At 65.3% G+C, this 17324-nt stretch carries 15 protein-coding genes, 2 pseudogenes and 1 riboswitch; of the genes and pseudogenes, 8 read left to right on the top strand and 9 right to left on the bottom strand.

Annotated features, from left to right (window positions below; genetic code table 11):
• The first annotated feature begins 148 nt into the window (after window positions 1-148).
• Window positions 149-601, top strand: a complete 453-nt coding sequence (locus KVP10_RS12550; RefSeq protein WP_217964921.1) for a DUF2214 family protein — start codon at window positions 149-151, stop codon at window positions 599-601.
• A gap of 57 nt (window positions 602-658) precedes the next feature.
• Here the strand turns inward: KVP10_RS12550 and KVP10_RS12545 are convergent.
• The 4 genes and pseudogenes from KVP10_RS12545 to KVP10_RS12530 form a co-directional block, all read right to left on the bottom strand.
• Window positions 659-1099 (bottom strand): annotated as a pseudogene (locus KVP10_RS12545) (ABC transporter substrate-binding protein); the annotation flags it as partial.
• Window positions 1100-1117: 18 nt separating this feature from the next.
• Entirely contained in the window at window positions 1118-1891 is a 774-nt protein-coding gene (locus KVP10_RS12540) for an SDR family oxidoreductase (protein WP_217964919.1), read from the bottom strand.
• Window positions 1892-1952: 61 nt separating this feature from the next.
• A complete protein-coding gene (locus KVP10_RS12535; protein WP_217964918.1) occupies window positions 1953-2780 on the bottom strand; it encodes an enoyl-CoA hydratase/isomerase family protein in 828 nt (275 codons plus the stop codon).
• Window positions 2781-2794: 14 nt separating this feature from the next.
• The gene (locus tag KVP10_RS12530; RefSeq protein WP_246600602.1) at window positions 2795-4465 is read right to left on the bottom strand and encodes a class I adenylate-forming enzyme family protein; all 1671 of its coding nucleotides are present in this window, start codon (window positions 4463-4465) and stop codon (window positions 2795-2797) included.
• Between the two features lie 165 nt (window positions 4466-4630).
• Here KVP10_RS12530 and KVP10_RS12525 point away from each other — a divergent pair, with 165 nt between their 5' ends.
• A complete protein-coding gene (locus KVP10_RS12525; protein ID WP_217964917.1) occupies window positions 4631-5389 on the top strand; it encodes an IclR family transcriptional regulator in 759 nt (252 codons plus the stop codon).
• Window positions 5390-5464: 75 nt separating this feature from the next.
• Here the strand turns inward: KVP10_RS12525 and KVP10_RS12520 are convergent, their stop codons facing one another.
• From KVP10_RS12520 to metX, 3 genes are all read right to left on the bottom strand, one after another.
• On the bottom strand, window positions 5465-6706 hold the full coding sequence (locus KVP10_RS12520; protein ID WP_343218733.1) for a muropeptide transporter: 1242 nt from the start codon (window positions 6704-6706) through the stop codon (window positions 5465-5467).
• 22 nt (window positions 6707-6728) lie between these two features.
• The gene (metW, locus tag KVP10_RS12515) at window positions 6729-7439 is read right to left on the bottom strand and encodes a methionine biosynthesis protein MetW (RefSeq protein ID WP_246600601.1); all 711 of its coding nucleotides are present in this window, start codon (window positions 7437-7439) and stop codon (window positions 6729-6731) included.
• The gene (gene metX / locus KVP10_RS12510; RefSeq protein WP_217964915.1) at window positions 7436-8686 is read right to left on the bottom strand and encodes a homoserine O-succinyltransferase MetX; all 1251 of its coding nucleotides are present in this window, start codon (window positions 8684-8686) and stop codon (window positions 7436-7438) included. Before metX ends, metW begins: the two co-directional genes overlap by 4 nt.
• Window positions 8676-8754, bottom strand: a riboswitch (SAM riboswitch). It overlaps the preceding gene by 11 nt.
• A 178-nt stretch (window positions 8755-8932) precedes the next feature.
• Between metX and KVP10_RS21330 the strand changes: the two are divergent.
• A pseudogene (locus KVP10_RS21330) lies at window positions 8933-9091 on the top strand (helix-turn-helix domain-containing protein); the annotation flags it as partial.
• A 31-nt stretch (window positions 9092-9122) separates the two neighbouring features.
• On the opposite strand, the gene KVP10_RS21325 reads toward KVP10_RS21330, so the two are convergent.
• The gene (locus KVP10_RS21325; RefSeq protein WP_246600645.1) at window positions 9123-9641 is read right to left on the bottom strand and encodes a hypothetical protein; all 519 of its coding nucleotides are present in this window, start codon (window positions 9639-9641) and stop codon (window positions 9123-9125) included.
• Between the two features lie 177 nt (window positions 9642-9818).
• Here KVP10_RS21325 and gshA point away from each other — a divergent pair, with 177 nt between their 5' ends.
• From gshA to KVP10_RS12485, 4 genes are all read left to right on the top strand, one after another.
• Window positions 9819-11423, top strand: a complete 1605-nt coding sequence (gene gshA, locus KVP10_RS12500) for a glutamate--cysteine ligase (protein ID WP_217964913.1) — start codon at window positions 9819-9821, stop codon at window positions 11421-11423.
• Between the two features lie 83 nt (window positions 11424-11506).
• Window positions 11507-11998: a hypothetical protein gene (locus KVP10_RS12495; protein WP_217964912.1), complete on the top strand. Its 492-nt coding sequence runs from the start codon at window positions 11507-11509 to the stop codon at window positions 11996-11998.
• A 269-nt stretch (window positions 11999-12267) separates the two neighbouring features.
• A complete protein-coding gene (locus KVP10_RS12490) occupies window positions 12268-12741 on the top strand; it encodes a (2Fe-2S)-binding protein (protein WP_217964911.1) in 474 nt (157 codons plus the stop codon).
• Window positions 12738-15110: a xanthine dehydrogenase family protein molybdopterin-binding subunit gene (locus KVP10_RS12485; RefSeq protein WP_217964910.1), complete on the top strand. Its 2373-nt coding sequence runs from the start codon at window positions 12738-12740 to the stop codon at window positions 15108-15110. The genes KVP10_RS12490 and KVP10_RS12485 overlap by 4 nt, the downstream gene beginning before the upstream one ends.
• Before the next feature lie 136 nt (window positions 15111-15246).
• Here KVP10_RS12485 and KVP10_RS12480 read toward each other — a convergent pair whose 3' ends face one another.
• The gene (locus KVP10_RS12480) at window positions 15247-16116 is read right to left on the bottom strand and encodes a pirin family protein (protein WP_217964909.1); all 870 of its coding nucleotides are present in this window, start codon (window positions 16114-16116) and stop codon (window positions 15247-15249) included.
• 310 nt (window positions 16117-16426) lie between these two features.
• Between KVP10_RS12480 and KVP10_RS12475 the strand changes: the two genes are divergently transcribed.
• Window positions 16427-17320 carry an isocitrate lyase/PEP mutase family protein gene (locus KVP10_RS12475; protein ID WP_217964908.1) on the top strand — a complete coding sequence of 298 codons (894 nt, stop codon included), beginning with the start codon at window positions 16427-16429 and terminating at the stop codon, window positions 17318-17320.
• Window positions 17321-17324 lie beyond the last annotated feature (4 nt).

Below are 17324 nucleotides of genomic sequence, written 5' to 3'. Positions count from 1 at the left end.
ATATGTGTACGCTGTCCATTATATGTGCTACATTTCTTTCCAGTTTAGTGGACAGCGTACACATTATGCCGCATGAATTTCATGTACCCCATTTGTGCGCATAACGCCGCCACACATGCCTACACCACGGAAAGAGGATCGATCCCCCATGAGCTCTTTGTTCGCGTTCCTGCATTTCATCGCCGCATTTGCCCTGGTAGGCGCATTGTCGGCGCAACTGGCGCTGCTCGGCCAGGAGATTTCCGCCGGCGTGATACGCCGGCTGCGGGTCGCCGACGCGGTCTATGGCGTTTCTGCAACCCTGGTCGCGGCCGCCGGCCTGCTGCGCGTCTTCTATTTCGAAAAAGGCGCCGCCTATTATTTTTTCAACGCAGCATTCCTGGCCAAGCTGGCGCTGTTCGTGCTGGTCGGCGTCCTGTCCATCTATCCCACCCTGAAGTTCTCGTCCTGGCATCGCGCCGTCAAGGCCGGCGCCGCGCCGCGGATCGAGGCGCAGACACTGGGGTCGCTGCGCACCACACTGCGGCTGGAGCTCGCAGGGGTAGCGCTGCTGGTGCTGTGCGCCTCGCTCATGGCGCACGGCGTCGGCAGCCTGCATTGAGGCGCGTGCGCATGCTTCGGTCTCGAAGAAGCGCGCGCCTCAGTTGGCCACCGGACACTATCCGGCATGGGGCACTGCCGGGCAGGCGGATTCGGATAAAGGCTGAAAGGCTTCCGCACCCGGTATCGTGGCCAGTATCTTGTAGTAGTCCCAAGGATAGCGGGACTGCGCGGGGGTCTTGACCTGCGCCAGGTACATGTCATGCACCATGCGGCCGTCGGCCCGTATCACGCCGCCATGAGCAAAGAAATCATCCACTTTGCTTGCCTTCATTTGCTTCATGACCGCCCCGGCTTCGTCGGTGCCGGCGGCCTGCACCGCCTTCAGATAATGCATGGTCGAGGAATAGTTGGCCGCCTGGATGGCGGTGGGCATCTTCTTCATGCGCTCGTAATAGCGGCGCGACCATATACGTGTCTCTTCGTTGCGGTCCCAATAAAAGGCGGTCGTCAGCATCAGGCCCTGCGCCTGTTCCAGGCCCAGTCCGTGCACATCGGGCCCTTGTGCCGCGGGGTTCTAGATCGGGCTGCGGGCCAGGCCGCCGTCCACGCAGATATTCTGGCCCGTGACGTAGGACGCGAGCGGCGAGGACAGGAAAGCGCACAAGGCGCCGAAGTCCTTGCCCGTGCCCAGGCGTCCGACGGGAATACTGCGAGCCATTTCGGCACGCACTTCGTCCTCGCTCGCGTGATAGCGCGCCGCCCGGTCGCTGATGACCCGTTGCAGCGCGCCCGTATCCATCAGCCCCGGCAGCAATCCATTCACGGTAATGCCCGCGGCCGCCACCTCGCGCGCCAGCGACCCCATGGCGCCGGTCAAGCCTATGCGCAGGCTGTTGGAGAGCGCCATGTTCGGATACAGTTCTTTGACCACGAACGAAGTGATATTGATGATGCGGCCGAACCCGCGCTCGCGCATCGCAGGCAGCAGGGCCCGCACGACTTCCATGGGCCCCAGCACATTGGTTTCGTAGCTGCGGCGCCATGCCGCGACGTCGGTCTCTTCGAACGGCGCGGCCGCCGGTCCGCCGGCGTTGGTGACGACGATGTCGGGCGAGGCAATCGACTGGACTGCTGCTATCAGGGCATTGCGTTGCGCTTCGTCGCCGATGTCGCCGGCCACATAGCGGCCGCCGGGCAACTGCCGGGCCGCCTGTTCGCCGTGTGCGGCATCGCGCCCGTTGACGACGACCCGCACGCCGGCCTGCGCAAGCGCCTGCGCGCACGCCCAACCCAGGCCCCGCGTGCCTCCCAGCACCAGCGCATTGCGGCCGTCCAGACCGAGATCCATATCGTTCTCCTTCAGCCCCTGCGCGGGCGCGGCCCCGAGGCCCGCCGGCAAGCGCAAAAAACTAAAAAGGCGATCGCGGGTCGAAGCCCGGAGCACGCCGCTGGCGCAGCGAATCGATGCCTTCCCGCACGTCGGGCCCGGCGAATCCCATGAATTCCAGCGCCAGCGAGGTGTCGAAATTGGGTCCGGCCATGCGCAGCCAGTTGTTCAGCGCGTACTTGGTCCAGCGTATGGCGCTCTGCGAGCCCTGAGCCAGGCGCCCTGCCACTTCGAAGGCCTTGGGCAGCAAGTCCGCTTCGTCCACCGTCAGCGATACCAGGCCGATACGTTCCGCCTCTTCGCCCGAGACCGCCTCGCACAGCAGCAGGTAATACTTGGCCTTGGCCATGCCGCACAGCAGGGGCCAGACGATCGCGGCATGATCGCCCGCGGCCACCCCGAGCCGGGTGTGGCCGTCGATGATGCGCGCATTGCGGGCGGCGATCGACACGTCGGCCAGCAGGCCGGCCACCAGCCCGGCGCCCACCGCCGGCCCATGCATGGCCGACACCACCGGCTTGGAGCAATTGATTACGCCATACACCAGGTCGCGCGCCTCGCGCCACACACGGGTGCGCACATTGAAGTCGTCGGCCATGTCCTGCACCAGGCCGAGATCGCCGCCGGCGGAAAACCCCTTGCCTTCGCCGTGGATGATGGCCACCCGGGTTTCGGGGTCGCGGTCGATATCGGTCCAGATGGTCGACAGTTCGCGATGCATATTGTGATCGGCGGTCGAGAGCTTCTTGTTGGCGCTTTGGGAAGCGCCCATGATGATCTCGAGCACGCCGTGTTCGTGGCGCGCGAGCGCCAGCGACGTGTAGTGCTGGTAAGGTGCGGGATTGGCCATATGCATTCCTGGATTCAGATTTTCTTGCGGTCTTGCCAGTAGGGTTCTTTCAAGAGGTTTTTCTGGATCTTGCCTATTGGCGTCTTGGGGAAGGAAGAAACAAAGCGTACGAGGCGCGGGCGCTTCAGCCTGGCCAGGCATGCTTCGCACTGGGCCAGCACCGCGGCCTCGTCGAGGCTGCGGCCGGGCTTGAGCAAAATATACGCCGCCGGCACTTCGCCCCACTTCTCGTGGGGAATGCCGAACACCGCACACTCGGCCACCTCGGGCAACTGGTAGATGGCGTCTTCGATTTCTTTGGGGTAGACATTTTCCCCGCCCGAAATAAGCATGTCCTTGGCGCGGTCCACCAACGTGATGAAACCATCGGCATCGGACACGCCTATATCGCCCGTCAGCCCCCAGCCCTTGCCCAGCCTGAAGAACGCCTCGGTCTGTTCCGGTTCGTTGTAATAGCCCAGCATGAGGTTTTCGCCGCGCGAGGCCACTTCTCCTAATTCCCCGGGTGCGGCGGGGCTGCCGTCGGGCCGCAGCACCGCCACGTCGACGTTGTAGGGCTGGCGGCCCACGGCCCCGAGTTTGTCCGGTAGGCAGTACCAGGGCAGCGCGGCGATGACGCCCACTTCGGACTGGCCGTAGATCTGCGTCAGGCGCAGGCCTGGCAGGCGCCGTGTCAGTTCGGCCTGCACCCAGTCGGGCATGGGCGCGCCGGCAAACGACAGCTTGGTCCAGCTATGCAGCCTGGCGGTATCCAGGTCGGGATGGGTGGCCAGCGTATTGGCCTGGGTAGGCACCATAAACGTGGCGGTAATGCCTTCCTGCTCGACGGCCTGCATGAATGCTTCGGGCGACCACGGGGTGACGAAGACGCAGCTTGCCCCGGCCAGCACGGCGGGCTGGAACATGATGTTCAAGGCCGCCACATGGAACATGGGCGTGACGATGGCGACGATATCGCGCGGGCCGATGTCTTCTTCCACCATGACCGTGTGCGCCGTGACGGCCCGGGCCCGATGGCTGGCCAGCACCCCTTTCGGGCGCCCGGTCGTGCCGCCGGTGTAAGTCATACAGAAAGGGGCGTCCTCGTCCAGGACGATGTCGGGAAGCGTATCCGGCCGGCCCGCGAGGAAATCGCCCCAGGCCAGCGTGGCGGCAGAACCAGGCGAGGCGAGATCGGTCGGGCCGCGCTCGGTAGGGCCGCGCTCGGTCGGACTGCCGCTGGACGGGCCGCGGCCGGCAGGACCGGGCGCAGCCGAGGCCCCGGCTGCGCCCGCCGCGGCGCCCCCGCCTATCTCGACATAAAGACGTATGCGCGGGCAGGACGCGCGCACGGCGTGCACTTTCTCGGCCAGGGCCGCGTCGAAGATCAGCACCTCGGTGTCGGATTTGTTCAGCGTCCAGGCAAGCTCGTCCGGAGCATACAGGACAGAGGCATTGTTCAGCACGCAGCCGCTGCGCGCGGCGCCGAAGAACACCGCCCCGTATTCGGGCAAGTTGCGCGCCAGCATGGACACCTTGGCTTGCGCAGGCAGGCCCAGCGCGATCAGCGCATGCGCCACGCGATTGGATTGCGCGTCGAGTTCAGCATAGTCGACGACGCGCCGCCCGCCCGGGCCGCGAAAAATGATGGCCGGCTTTTTCGGAAAGCGTTGCGCCGAACGCCGCAGCATGTCTCCTGTCAGCATGTCCCCGCCTTTTTTTGAATAATAGAAATTATTTTCACTAATCATAAACTTCGTGGCGAAGCAGTGTCAATTTCTTTGCCTGCCCCGGCCGGCCGGGGTACAGTCTGGTTTTTATTCGCAACATCATTCACCTCGCACTACGGCAAGGGCACGGGAAACCGCAAAATGGGCAAACACGCGCAAGCGGGCGTACAGTCCGTCGAAAACGGCCTGGATTTAATGCTGCTGGTGGCGCACAACCGGCGCCCCATGAAGCTGACCGACCTGGCGGACAAGGCGGGAATCGCCCCGAGCAAGGCGCACCGCTATCTCGTGAGCTTCATGCGCAGGGGCTTCATCGCACAAGATCCCGAAACCGGCTTGTATGGGCTGGGATCCGTGGCGCTGGAGTTCAGCCTTTCCTGCCTGGCGACCATCGAGCCCATCTCGCTGGCCACGCAAGAGGCCACGCGGCTATGTGCCGCGATAGGCCATACGGTGGCCATTTCGGTCTGGGGCACCTTCGGCCCCACGGTAGTGCGCTGGGAACAGCCGAACCGGCCGGTGATGGTCAATGTCGGCCTGGGCTCCGTTTTTCCCCTGTATCGTTCGGCGACCGGACGCGTGTTCGCCGCCTTCATGGACCAGGCGGCCCTCGACGTCTACCAGGAATCGGCGGCAAGCCTGGACCGCAGGGAAAGCAATCGGGAAACCGTCGACCAGGTGCGCAAGCGCGGCCTGGCCCGGGCCGAAGGGGATTTCATGGACGGCATGAGCGCATTCGCCGCGCCGGTGTTCGACGATCGCGGCCGGCTGGCGCTGGCCATGACGGCGCTGGACTATAAGACCAACTTCGACCACCGCTGGAACGGCACGGTCGCCAAGGCCTTGCGGGAGTCGGCCACCGCCGTGTCGGCTGCGCTGGGCTACCGGGATCAGGGCTGAAACCCGTGCCGCCGGTCCTGGGCGGGAGCGTCGCCAAGAAGGCGAAGCAAGGGATTTCCGACGCGGGGCGCCGGCTCAGCCCGGCCCTTCCAGCGCATGGATCTCCGACCGGCGCCACCATAGCAGGACCAGGCCGGGCAAAGCGATCAACACTGTCGCCATGAAAAATGTAGGCCAGCCCAGGTGCTCGACCAGCGGCGGCGTAAGCGGCCCCGCCAGGTAGGTGCGGCCGACCGCCGACAGGGCCGACAGCAGCGCGAACTGGGTGGCGGAAAATTCATGCTTGCACAGCGCCATCAGCAGCGCTACGAAGGCCGCCGTGCCAAGACCGCCACACAAATTTTCCACGGCAACCACCACCGCCATCGAATACAGATGCGGCGGCGTCACCGCCAGCACCCAGTAGCCGAAATTCGACACCGCCTGCAGGATGCCGAACAGCATCAACGACCGGTACAAGCCCATGCGCGCCATGATCGAGCCGCCCAGCAAGGCGCCGACGATGGTCGCCGCCAGCCCGAACACTTTGTTGACCGTGCCTACGGCTGCCACGCTGAAACCGGCCCCGCGCAGCAGGAAGGTGGTGGACAGCGCCCCTGCGAAGGCGTCGCCCAGCTTGTAGAGCACGATCAGCAGCAGCACGGTGATGGCGCCGCGGCGCGAAAAAAACTCCGCCAGCGGCTCGACGACCGCCAGGCCCAGGTTGCGCGGGGCCTGGCCCGGCGACTCGGGTTCGGGGGCGATCAGCGTGATGAGCGCGCACAGCGCCATCAGCAGCCCCATCAGGAAATAAGTATGCCCCCAGCCCAGCCATTTGTCGGCCAGGATCAGCGCCAGGCCGCCCGAGACGATCATGGCGAGCCGATAGCCCAGCACCTTGATGGCCGCGCCGGCAGCCAGTTCGGGCTTGCGCAGCACATCGGTGCTGTAGGCGTCGAATGCGATGTCCTGGGTGGCGGACAGGAACGCCACCCCTACCGCCAGCGCCGCCAGCGCGCCCAGGTGGCCCGCCGGCGAAAACAGGCCCATGCCGGCAATGGCCAGCGCCAGCAGGATCTGCATCAGGAAAATCCAGCCGCGGCGGCGCCCCAGCAAAGGCGGGACGTAACGATCGACGAAAGGCGCCCACAAGAACTTGAGCGTATAGGCCGAGCCGATGAGCGTCAGGAAGCCGATGTCCTGCAAAGACACATTCGACACCGTCGCCCAGGCTTGCAGCGTGCCGCTGGTCAGCGCCAGGGGCAGCCCGCTCGAAAACCCCAGCACCAGCAGCGGCATGACACGGGGGCTGGTATAGACATTGGACGCGCTGACGATGCTCTCCCGGAAGAATTCAGGTTCAGTGTGGGCCGCGCGGCGACTCGAAGCGGTACACCGCCAGCGTGCTGCGCCATCCCGGCAGGAACTTCACCTCGCGGTCGACATTGAAGGTGGCCAGGTCGGTGATGTGCAGGTCCAGCGAGCGCGCCAGGTTTTCGAAATCCCGCAGCGTGCACAAATGGATATTCGGCGTGTCGTACCACTGGTAGGGCATTTCCCCCGTGACCGGCATGCGGCCGAACAATATCGACCAGCCGTGCGGCCAATAGCCGAAATTGGGAAACGACACCACGCCCGAACGCGCCACGCGCGCCATTTCACGCAATATATGTTCGGTGTGGTGCATGGATTGCAGCGTCTGGGACAGCACCACCGTATCGAACTGCTGGTCGCCGAACAGCGCCAGCCCGTTCTCGAGGTTCTGCTGTATGACCGGCACGCCGCGGCGCACCGAGGCGATGACGTGCTCGTCGTCGAGTTCGACGCCCGCCCCCACCACCGACTTGTGATCGCGCAGGTAGGCCAGCAGCGCGCCGTCCCCGCAGCCCAGGTCCAGCACCCGGCTTTGCGGCTGTATCCAGCTCGCGATGCGCGCCAGGTCTGGGCGCAATGCATCCGTGCCATCCGGCTTTTGCTCGCTGCCGGGCCGCACCGGGCCCCTGGACGGCCCGGGCCTGGAGACGGTTCCGGCGCGGGGCGCGGCCGGCTTCTTGTCGTGCGACATCGTCATGCCAGCACCCCGTGCGTGCGGCGGCGCTCGGGCAGGCCGAGCTTGTACGCAATACGGTCGTAATAGCCTTGCACCACCGCGTGATAGCGCGGGTCTTCCAGCAGGAAGGCGTCATGGCCGTGCGGCGCGTCGATTTCGGCGTAGGTGACCGGCCGGTTGTTCTTGAGCAGCGCCTGCACGATCTCGCGCGACCGCTCGGGCGGGAAGCGCCAGTCGGTGCTGAAGGAAACCAGCAGGAAATCGGCCTGCACTTGCGCCAGCGCGCGGGCCAGGTCGCCGCCCGTCTGGCGCGCCGGGTCGAAATAATCCAGCGCGCGCGTGATCAGCAAATAAGTATTGGCGTCGAAGTAGCCCGAGAACTTCTCGCCCTGGTAGCGCAGGTAGGATTCGACCTCGAATTCCACGTCGTAGCCGTAATGGAAGTCGCCGTCCTCGGCCGGCGCGCGCTGCGTGCGGCCGAACTTCGCCGCCATGTCGTCGTCGGACAAATAGGTGATGTGGCCCAGCATGCGCGCCACCGCCAGCCCGCGCCGCGGCACGGTATTGTGGGCCAGGTAGTCGCCGCCGTGGAAATCGGGGTCGGAAATAATCGAGCGGCGCGCCACTTCGTTGAAGCCGATGTTCTGCGCCGACAGGCGCGCCGTGCTGGCGATCACGATGCAATGCCCGACGCGGTCGGGATAGGTGACGGCCCAGCTCAGTGCCTGCATGCCGCCCAGCGACCCGCCCATCACCGCGGCGAACCGCTCGATGCCGAAATGGTCGGCCAGGCGCACCTGGGCATGCACCCAGTCTTCGACGGTAAGCATCGGAAAGGCCGAGCCCCAGGGCTTGCCCGTGTCCGGGCGGATGCTGGCGGGCCCGGTGGAGCCGAAACAGGAGCCGATATTGTTTACGCCGATCACGAAGAACCTGTCGGTGTCCAGCGCCTTGCCGGGCCCGACCATGTTGTCCCACCAGCCGACGTCTTTGGGGTCTTCACGGGACATGCCGGCCACGTGGTGCGAGGCATTGAGCGCATGGCACACGAGCACCGCATTGTTGCGCGCGGCGTTCAATTCGCCGTAGGTTTCCACCGCCAGCTCGTACGAAGGCAGCACCTGCCCGCTGGCGAGCGTCAGGGGCTCGTCGAAGGCGATGAAAGTGGGGGAAACGAAACCGACGGAGCCGGGAGGGACGCCGCCCTGCGAGGCGGCTACGGGAACTGGTGCGACGGCGGTCGCGGCTGCAGCGGTAATGACGGCCATAGGGACCTCTTTAGCTGGATTTATGAGGCGCCCGCAAGCGGATCAGGCAAATCGGCGCCGAATCGACGAGCCATTTTATCACTATCCCCCAGAGGCCCGCACACGCTTTTGTCCTACGCAGTTTTACCCCAGCGAAGAAACTTGATACATTAATTTAAAAATCGTAGTGATTACAACAGCTTAATCATAACAATAGTGATAACAGTGATAACAAGAATTTATGCACATGCATAGGGGTAGGCTCGCATGAATCCTCTGACCGACCGGGAGCTCGACTGCCTGCGCTGGGCCGCAATCGGCAAGACCAGCTGGGAAATAGGCGCTATTCTGGGAATTGCCGAACGCACGGCCAATTTCCACATCCACAACGCCTGCCGCAAGCTGCAAGTCCACGGGCGCCAGGCAGCCATCACTGCCGCCATCCAGGCCGGCTGGCTCAATGTTCTTGCTTCGGAACCAGGGTCCGGAAAAACTCATCCGCCTCGTGCCGCGGATACGAATGCGCAGAGGCGGTTACAAGGCCTTCTACCAAGCCATCAGGGAACAGCCAAAGCCTAGCCTCCATGCGGGCCGGCCCCTTGGGCGAACGGCCGTCGATGGCAAAGCGCTGGCCGAAGCCGGGCAACTGCGCGGGGGGCGCGGTGTCCAGGTTGCGATACAGGGAAGACAGCACGGCGCGGCCGAAGGCGGCTTGCTTGGCGGCATCGCCGCGCATGGCGGCAGGCCAGGGCGCATATCCCACCGCGAACAACGTGTCGCCCACCTGCGCAGCGGTCAGGTAGAACTCGACACTGCCGCCGTCATAAGGCAATGTGCGCCGATGGGTCTCGGGCTTGTCGGGAAACGCCGCCGACACCGCGCCGGCGGCAACGGGAACTTCGCGCCAGTTATAGCGCGGCGAACAGGCCGCCAGCGCGACCAGCATTGCGGCAAGCACCGCCAAGCGCCTCAACACGGATCCCTCCCGGGGGTGATATTTGTTCCAGGCGCCAGTGTACCGCCCCGATGCGGGTATGCCGGGACGGGCCTTGGGGCGGCCCCGAGGACAAGAACATAGCCCCGCGCTGCGCCCGGCGGCAAAAAACCCCAAACGCCCGTAAAATCGCAGGCTGGCCTCAATGAGACTTATGAGATGATTTCTCCTTCCACTCGCGTCGCTGCGCTGCATGACAACCCCCAATTGCTCAAGGGCATGCTGCGCGGCATAGAAAAAGAAGGCCTGCGCGTCGATGGCGAAGGAAACCTGGCCCTGAGCGCGCACCCGGCGGTGCTGGGCTCGGCGCTGACCAACTCGCGCATCACCACCGATTATTCCGAATCGCTGCTGGAACTGATCACCACCACGCACGATACGGTCGAGGGCCTGCTGGGCGAACTGCTCGACACGCATCGCTATGTGGCCCGCAATCTGGGCACGGAGCTGATCTGGAACCAGTCCATGCCTGCGCATCTGCCCGACGAGGCGGACATCCCCATTGCCTGGTATGGCACCTCGAACACCGGCATGCTCAAGCATGTCTATCGGCGCGGCCTGGCCGAACGCTACGGCAAGTCCATGCAATGCATAGCCGGCGTGCACTACAACTTCTCGCTGCCCGACCAGGCCTGGGACTTGCTGGAAGCAGGCGGGGACCCGGCCGGGGATGCTTCGATCGAACAAAAGCGCTCGCGCGGATACATGGCGGCGATACGCAATTTCACGCGCTATTCGTGGCTGCTGATGTACTTGTTCGGCGCATCGCCGGCAGTGTCGCGCCGCTTCCTGCAGGGTTCCAGCCACCCCCTGGCACAACTGGATCCTGATACTTTGTATCTGCCTCATGCCACCAGCCTGCGCATGAGCGACCTGGGCTACCAGAACAAGGCCCAGTCGGAACTGCAGTTGTGCTACAACGACATCGACACTTTCGTGACTCGCATGTACAAGGCCGTCACCCTGCCCTGGCCGGCCTACCAGGCCATCGGTACCCACCGCGACGGCCAATGGATCCAGCTCAACACCAACGTGCTGCAGATCGAGAACGAATACTATTCCAGCATTCGCCCCAAGCGCACCACGGGACGCTGCGAGCGCCCCGTCACCGCCCTGGCGGCACGCGGCGTGCAATATATAGAGGTGCGCTGCATGGACATAGATCCCTACAGCCCCATCGGCATCTCCGAGACGGCCAGCCGCTTCCTGGACGCCTTCCTGCTGTTCTGCGCTTTCGAGCCCAGCCCCTACTTCGCCGGGACAGGCACTTGCGGCAATAGCCGCGAAAACTTCTCGCGGGTGGTCAAGGAAGGCCGCAAGCCCGGCCTGCAACTCGCGCGCCCCGACGGCCACCCGGACTCTGGCCGGCCGGTGGCCCTGCAGGGCTGGGGCGCCGAACTGCTGGAACGCATCGAACCCTATGCCGAGGCGCTGGACGCCGCGCACGGCGGCGAGCAATACCGCCAGGCCGTGCGGGCACAGCGTCTCAAGCTCGAAGACAGCGAGCAGACTCCGTCGGCGCGCCTGCTGCGCGAACTGCGCGAAAGCCGCGCCACGCTGCACGAATACACGCTGCGGCAAAGCCGCCAGCATTGCGAGGCCCTGCGCAGCGGCGAACTGGACGCGGCCGCCGCGCGCACCCTGGCCGAACTGGCCGCGAGCTCGCTGCAAGAGCAGGCCGCCATCGAAGGCAGCGACCGCGAGAGCTTCGACGATTACGTGGCGCGCTACCAGGCCGCGCTCAAGCCGCCACGGCAAGCCTGACGGACGGAGCAAGCCTGCGCCGCACGGCCGATGGCGTCCGGTTCGATTTCCGCATCGACCGCCAACGCGCAAGCAAAGCGCAATTGCAACTCGAAGGAGAGAAAGACTTGCCCTTGCTCCTAGCCATTCCTATCGTCATCGCATTGATCATCTTCGGCGCCATCCGGCTCTACGCAGTGACCGCGGCACGCTTCGGCGGCATTGCGGGCGTCGCCGCCAATGTCGCGGTCGTCCTGGCGGCGGCTGCAATCGTCGCCTGGCTGGTCCAGCGCCACCGGCGCATCCACGGCGTGCGCAGCGGCGGCCACAGGATGCTGTCCCTTGCGGCCGGCGATACGCTGGTGGAAGTCGACGCCGACCACCAGCGCGGCAGGCTGCGGCTGGCCGGCCGCGAAACACAATTCATCTTCGCCGACATAGCCTCGGCGCAGGCGGCCCCCGCCCAAGACGCCTGGTCGCTGCGGCTGAGCCTGCGCCACAGCGCACCGCCCGACTGGGAAATCCCGATGCCCGGCCGCAAGGAAGCGCAGCGCTGGGAACGCATATTTTCGCTGGCCGCGGCGCAGCGCCTTTGAGATCCCGGCCCTCCGCGCCTCAGGCCGGCCGCTCCCTCTGAACAGCGTGGCGGGCCTGGGCCTGCCGCCATAGCGCCGGCTCATATATCTCATATATCTATATCCACATCCGCATGCCCGCCCGCGGGCGCAAGCCTCGGGCGCGTATGTATCGGCACGTGTCTGCGCATTGACCCGGCGGACACGGCAGGAGTACATTTTTTTTCGAGACACAGCGAGCCGGCGGCGGGCGTCTTGCCCACGAGGCTCGGGCACGAAAAGGAACCCTCATGTCCAAGACCATCACGCTGGAGGTCAACGGCGCCAGCCACAGCATCGACGCCGACCCCGACGGCATGCTGCTTTACGCCCTGCGCAACGACCTGAAACTGCACGGGCCCAAGTTCGGCTGCGGCCTGGCGCAATGCGGCGCCTGTACCGTCATCATGGACGGCACCGCCATACGCTCGTGCGTCACCCCGCTGTCAGCCGCCCAGGGCCACAAGATCACCACCCTGGAAGGGCTGGGCAGCATCGAGCACCCGCATCCGCTGCAGCAGGCCTTCATCGACGAGCAGGCGGTGCAATGCGGCTATTGCATCAATGGCATGATCATGACGGCCAAGGCGCTGCTCGACCGCAACCCCCATGCGGGACGCGACGACATCAAGCAGGCCCTGAACGGCAACCTGTGCCGCTGCGGCACGCACATGCGCATCATGCGCGCCATCGAGCGCGTGGCGCAACCGGGGGCCGGCAAATGACTACCCAGACCACCACTACGCGCGGCAATGTCCCTGGAAGCGCCGCAGGCACCGGCGCCGCCCTGTATGCCCGAACGGCTGATGCCCTCGACACCGCGCCGGCCTCGGCCGGGCGCCGCGGCTTCATGAAGGCCGCCGGCGGCCTGTTCATCGCCTTCAGCCTGCCCTCCATGACCGCGTTCGCGGCCACGGAGCCCGCCGCACAAGGCATCGAACCCGTGGCGCCTCCCGACGCCGGCAGGCTCTATGCCTGGCTGGCCGTGCACCCCGACAATACCGCCACCCTGTACACCGGCAAGGTGGACGTGGGCACCGGCATCGAAATCGCGCTGGCTCAGATCGCGGCCGAGGAACTCGACTTTCCGCTGGACCGCCTGCACGTGGTCATGGGCACTACTTCGCACACCGTCGACCAGGGCCCGTCCTACGGCAGCCGCACCGTGCGCTATGCCGGCCCGCAAATCCGCCACGCCGCGGCGGCCGGGCGCCAGGCCCTGCTCGAACTTGCCGCGGCCCACTTCGGCACGCAAGCCGGCAAGCTGGCCGTGCGCGACGGCATCGTCTCGGTGAAAGGCCAGTCCGGCAAATCCATCAGCTACGGCGCGCTGGTGGCCGGCAAGCGGCTGGACATGGAAATAGGCGCCAGCGGCAAGGCCTTCGACATGAAGGTGGCGCCGGACGCAATCCTCAAAGATCCGTCCACCTATACCGTGGTCGGGCGCCCCGCGGCGCGCAAGGACATCCCGGCCAAGGTGACGGGGGCATTCACCTACATCCAGGACGTCCGGGTCGAAGGCATGCTGCACGGCCGGGTCGTGCGCCCCTATGGCGTAGGCGCGAAACTGCTCGATGTGGACGAAAGCGGCCTGAAGGACATCCCGGGCTTCGTGCAAGTCGTGCGCCGCGACAACTTTCTGGGCGTAGTCGCGGAAACCGAAGAAGCCGCGATCCATGCCGCCGACAAGCTGGGCTCCCGCCTGCACGCCGCGGGCCCTGCCGCCGGGCAGGCCAAATGGTCCGACTGGCACGACCTGCCGCAGCAGGCGCACATCTGGGACACGCTGCGCCAGACACAGGGCGGCGACATCCAGGTGGCCACCCAGGGCTCGGTCGACGCCGCGCTGGGGTCGGCGGCCAAGAAACTCAAGGCCACCTACGAGACCCCATTCCAGATGCACGGCTCCATCGGGCCGTCCTGTGCGATCGCCGACGTCGGCAAGGACCGCGCCATACTCTGGGCCGGCACGCAAATGCCGCACCAGGCGCGGCGCGACATGGCGCGGCTGCTCGGCATGCCGCTGGAACACATCGAACTGCGCTGGCGCGAAGCCTCGGGCTCTTACGGCCGCAACGGCCTTGAACACGTCATTGCCGATGCTGCGCTGATGTCCCAGGCCGTCGGGCGCCCGGTGCGCGTGCAATGGATGCGCTGGGACGAACACGGCTGGGAACCCAAGGGCCCTCCCATCGTGCAAGACCTCGAAGGCGCGGTAGACGACAAAGGCAATGTGGTGGCCTGGCGCCACCGCATGTGGATACCCACCACCGGGGACACTCACCTAATCGCCGCGGAACTGGCCAAGACCGCGGAAATCGGCGCCACCGGCCGCGGTCGCCCGGCAATCCGCTATTCATATACCTTCGGCAACGCCGACGTCTCCTGTCACGGCGAAGGCAAGGTCGCGCTGCTGACCGCGTGGCTGCGCTCGCCCGCGCAATTCGAGACCACCTACGCCATGGAGGCCTTCATCGATGAACTGGCCGCCGCGGCCGGCCGCGATCCGCTGGAGCTGCGCCTGGCCTACCTGAAAGACCCGCGCGCCCTAGGCGTGCTGCGGGCCGCCGCGCATGCTTATGGCTGGCGCAGCCGCCCATCGCCGGCCAAAGGGCAGGACCAGGGCGGCACGGCCCGGGGCCGCGGCATCGCCTGGGTCAACCGCGACGATTCCTACGTGGCCACCATTGCCGACGTGGCCGTCGACCGGGCCAGCGGCCGCATCCGCGTAGAGCGCGTGGTCGTCGCGCACGACTGCGGGCTGGTGGTCAATCCCGACGGGCTGAAGAACCAGATCGAAGGCAACATCATCCAGTCCATCAGCCGCACGCTGCATGAAGAAGTCACCTTCGATCGCGCACGGGTCACCAGCCTGGACTGGCAAGGCTATCCCATCCTGCGCTTCGAAGAGATTCCCGACCGCATCGAAATCGTGCTGGTGAACAACCAGCCCGATTACCCGTCGCATGGCGGGGGTGAACCGTCCACCTGCCCCACCGCGGCCGTGATCAGCAATGCCGTGTTCGACGCTACCGGCGTGCGCCTGCGGCGCACGCCCTTCCGGCCTGAACGCGTCAAGGCCGCCATGGCATAGGCGCCAACCGGGCACGGGGTGGTTTCCGCCACCCCGCCGCCCGTGGCGCCTCGCATGGAATCGGGCCGCGAACGGCCCGGCAACGGCTTGCGACGACGAGGCCCCGCCCGCAACGCGGACGGGCAGAAGAACGGCCTCAGGCCACCGGCATCGCGCCGAACTTGCCGCTGTTGAAATCGGCAACCGCCTGCGCGATTTCCTGCCGGCTGTTCATGACGAACGGGCCATAGCCGACTATCGGCTCATCGATGGGCTCGCCGCTCAGCAGCAGGACCACCGCGTCGTTATTGGCCTCGATCGACACCTCGGTGCCGGCGCGATCCAGCACCACCAGTTGCGACTCGCGGGCGATGGCCTCGCCATTGACCTGCACCGTGCCATGCAGCACGACCAGGGCCGTGGTCCAGCCTTCCGGCAGGTTCAGCACGCCATGTCCGCCCGCGGCCAGCCGCAAGTCCCACACATGCATGGGCGTATGCGTGCGCGCCGGCCCGGCCACGCCGCCGAATTCGCCCGCAATGACGCGCACCGAGCCTGCACCGCCGGGCAGCGCCGCCACGGGGATATCCCCGTCCACGATAGCCTGGTAGCCGGGCGTCGCCATCTTGTCCCGCGTGGGCAGATTCACCCATAGCTGCACCATCTCCAGCGCCCCGCCGCTGCGGGCGAATGCCGGCGAATGGAATTCTTCGTGCAGGATGCCCGCCGCAGCCGTCATCCACTGCACATCGCCCGGACCGATCACGCCGCCCTGCCCCGTGGAATCGCGATGCGCCACCTCGCCCTTGTAGACGATGGTCACGGTCTCGAAGCCGCGATGCGGGTGCTCGCCCACCCCGCGGGGACGCCCGGACGGCTCGAACTCGGCCGGGCCGGCATAGTCCAGCAGCAAGAACGGGCTGAGCTGCTTGCCCAGGCCGTCGTATGAAAACAGCGAACGCACCGGAAAACCGTCGCCCACCCAATGGGGGCGCGGCGCGTCGTGGACTCCAAGAACCTTCTTCATGCATTTCTCCCGCCTGGCGGGCCCAAGGCCCGCATGGATCATGCAATCAATATAGAGGCAAGAACAAGATTCTTGTAGTCCGTGAAATCCGATTTCAGCGTTCTATTATTGGAATAATCGAGGCCACGAAACCTCCTTGACCGCTGGAGTCGGTGAAGTTTCGGCCATATTTTTCCTGACACGCGAAATCGATGAAATCCAGCTATGCAAACCTAACTTCTGTTCATCAGTCGAGCATGTGGCTCGGACTGCGCATAGCATCCGGCAAAGAATGTCTTAACTGTCGCGTACCCACGCACGAGGAGCCCCCATGTCCAGCCGTCCAACCGTCATTTTCCGCAAGATGATTTCCGAGCCCGGCTGCATCATTCAGCCATCGATCTTCAGCCCGCTGTGCGCGCGGATAGCCGAATCTGCTGGACTCACGGCGCTGGGCCTCGGCGGCTATGCCATGGGGGCACATACCGCGATTTCCGAACCCCTGATGTCGCTGGAAGAAATTGCGCAAATCGTGCGCGGCGTACGCCAGGTATCGCCGCTGCCCATCATGGTGGACGGCGGAGCTGGATTCGGCGACCCGATGCACGTCATGCGCACCGTACGCGTGCTCGAGCAAGCCGGCGCCTCTTCAATCCATTTAGAAGACCAGTTCTTTCCCAAGCGGGCGCGCTACCACATGGGCGTCGAAGAAGTTGTGCCCATGGAAGAGATGGTGCAGAAAATCCACGCAGCCCTCGAAGCGCGGCAGGATGACGACTTTGTCATCGTGGCGCGCACCGATGCCATGCGCACGCACGGCTACGCGGAAGGAGTAAAGCGCTGTAATGCCTACGTCGAAGCGGGCGCCGACATGATCATGATTTTCCCGGACAGCGACGAAGAAACCCGCAGCGCGCCACGCGACATTCCAGGCGTGCCGCTCATCTATGTGAACAGCACCGGCAACAAATTCAACCGCGGCGTATACAGCCGCACACAGTTGGACGACTGGGGCTACAAGATTCTGTATGACGCGATCAGTTCGGTCAATGTGACGGCCCGGGCGCTGTTCGCGTACTACGATCATTTGAACCGAACGGGAGAACATGGCTTGGACAATGCCGAGATGGTCAAAGTCCGCGCCGACGTAGAACGCGCCATCGGCCTGGAGACGCTCTACAAGCTCGAACAAGCTACGCTGGGCGACATCAAGATGTTCAAATAGGCGT

The organism is Candidimonas humi (assembly GCF_019166065.1).
GTDB lineage: Bacteria > Pseudomonadota > Gammaproteobacteria > Burkholderiales > Burkholderiaceae_B > Candidimonas > Candidimonas humi.
The sequence above is the reverse complement of the archived record's forward strand: the minus strand, read 5'-3'. Positions and strand labels throughout refer to the sequence as shown.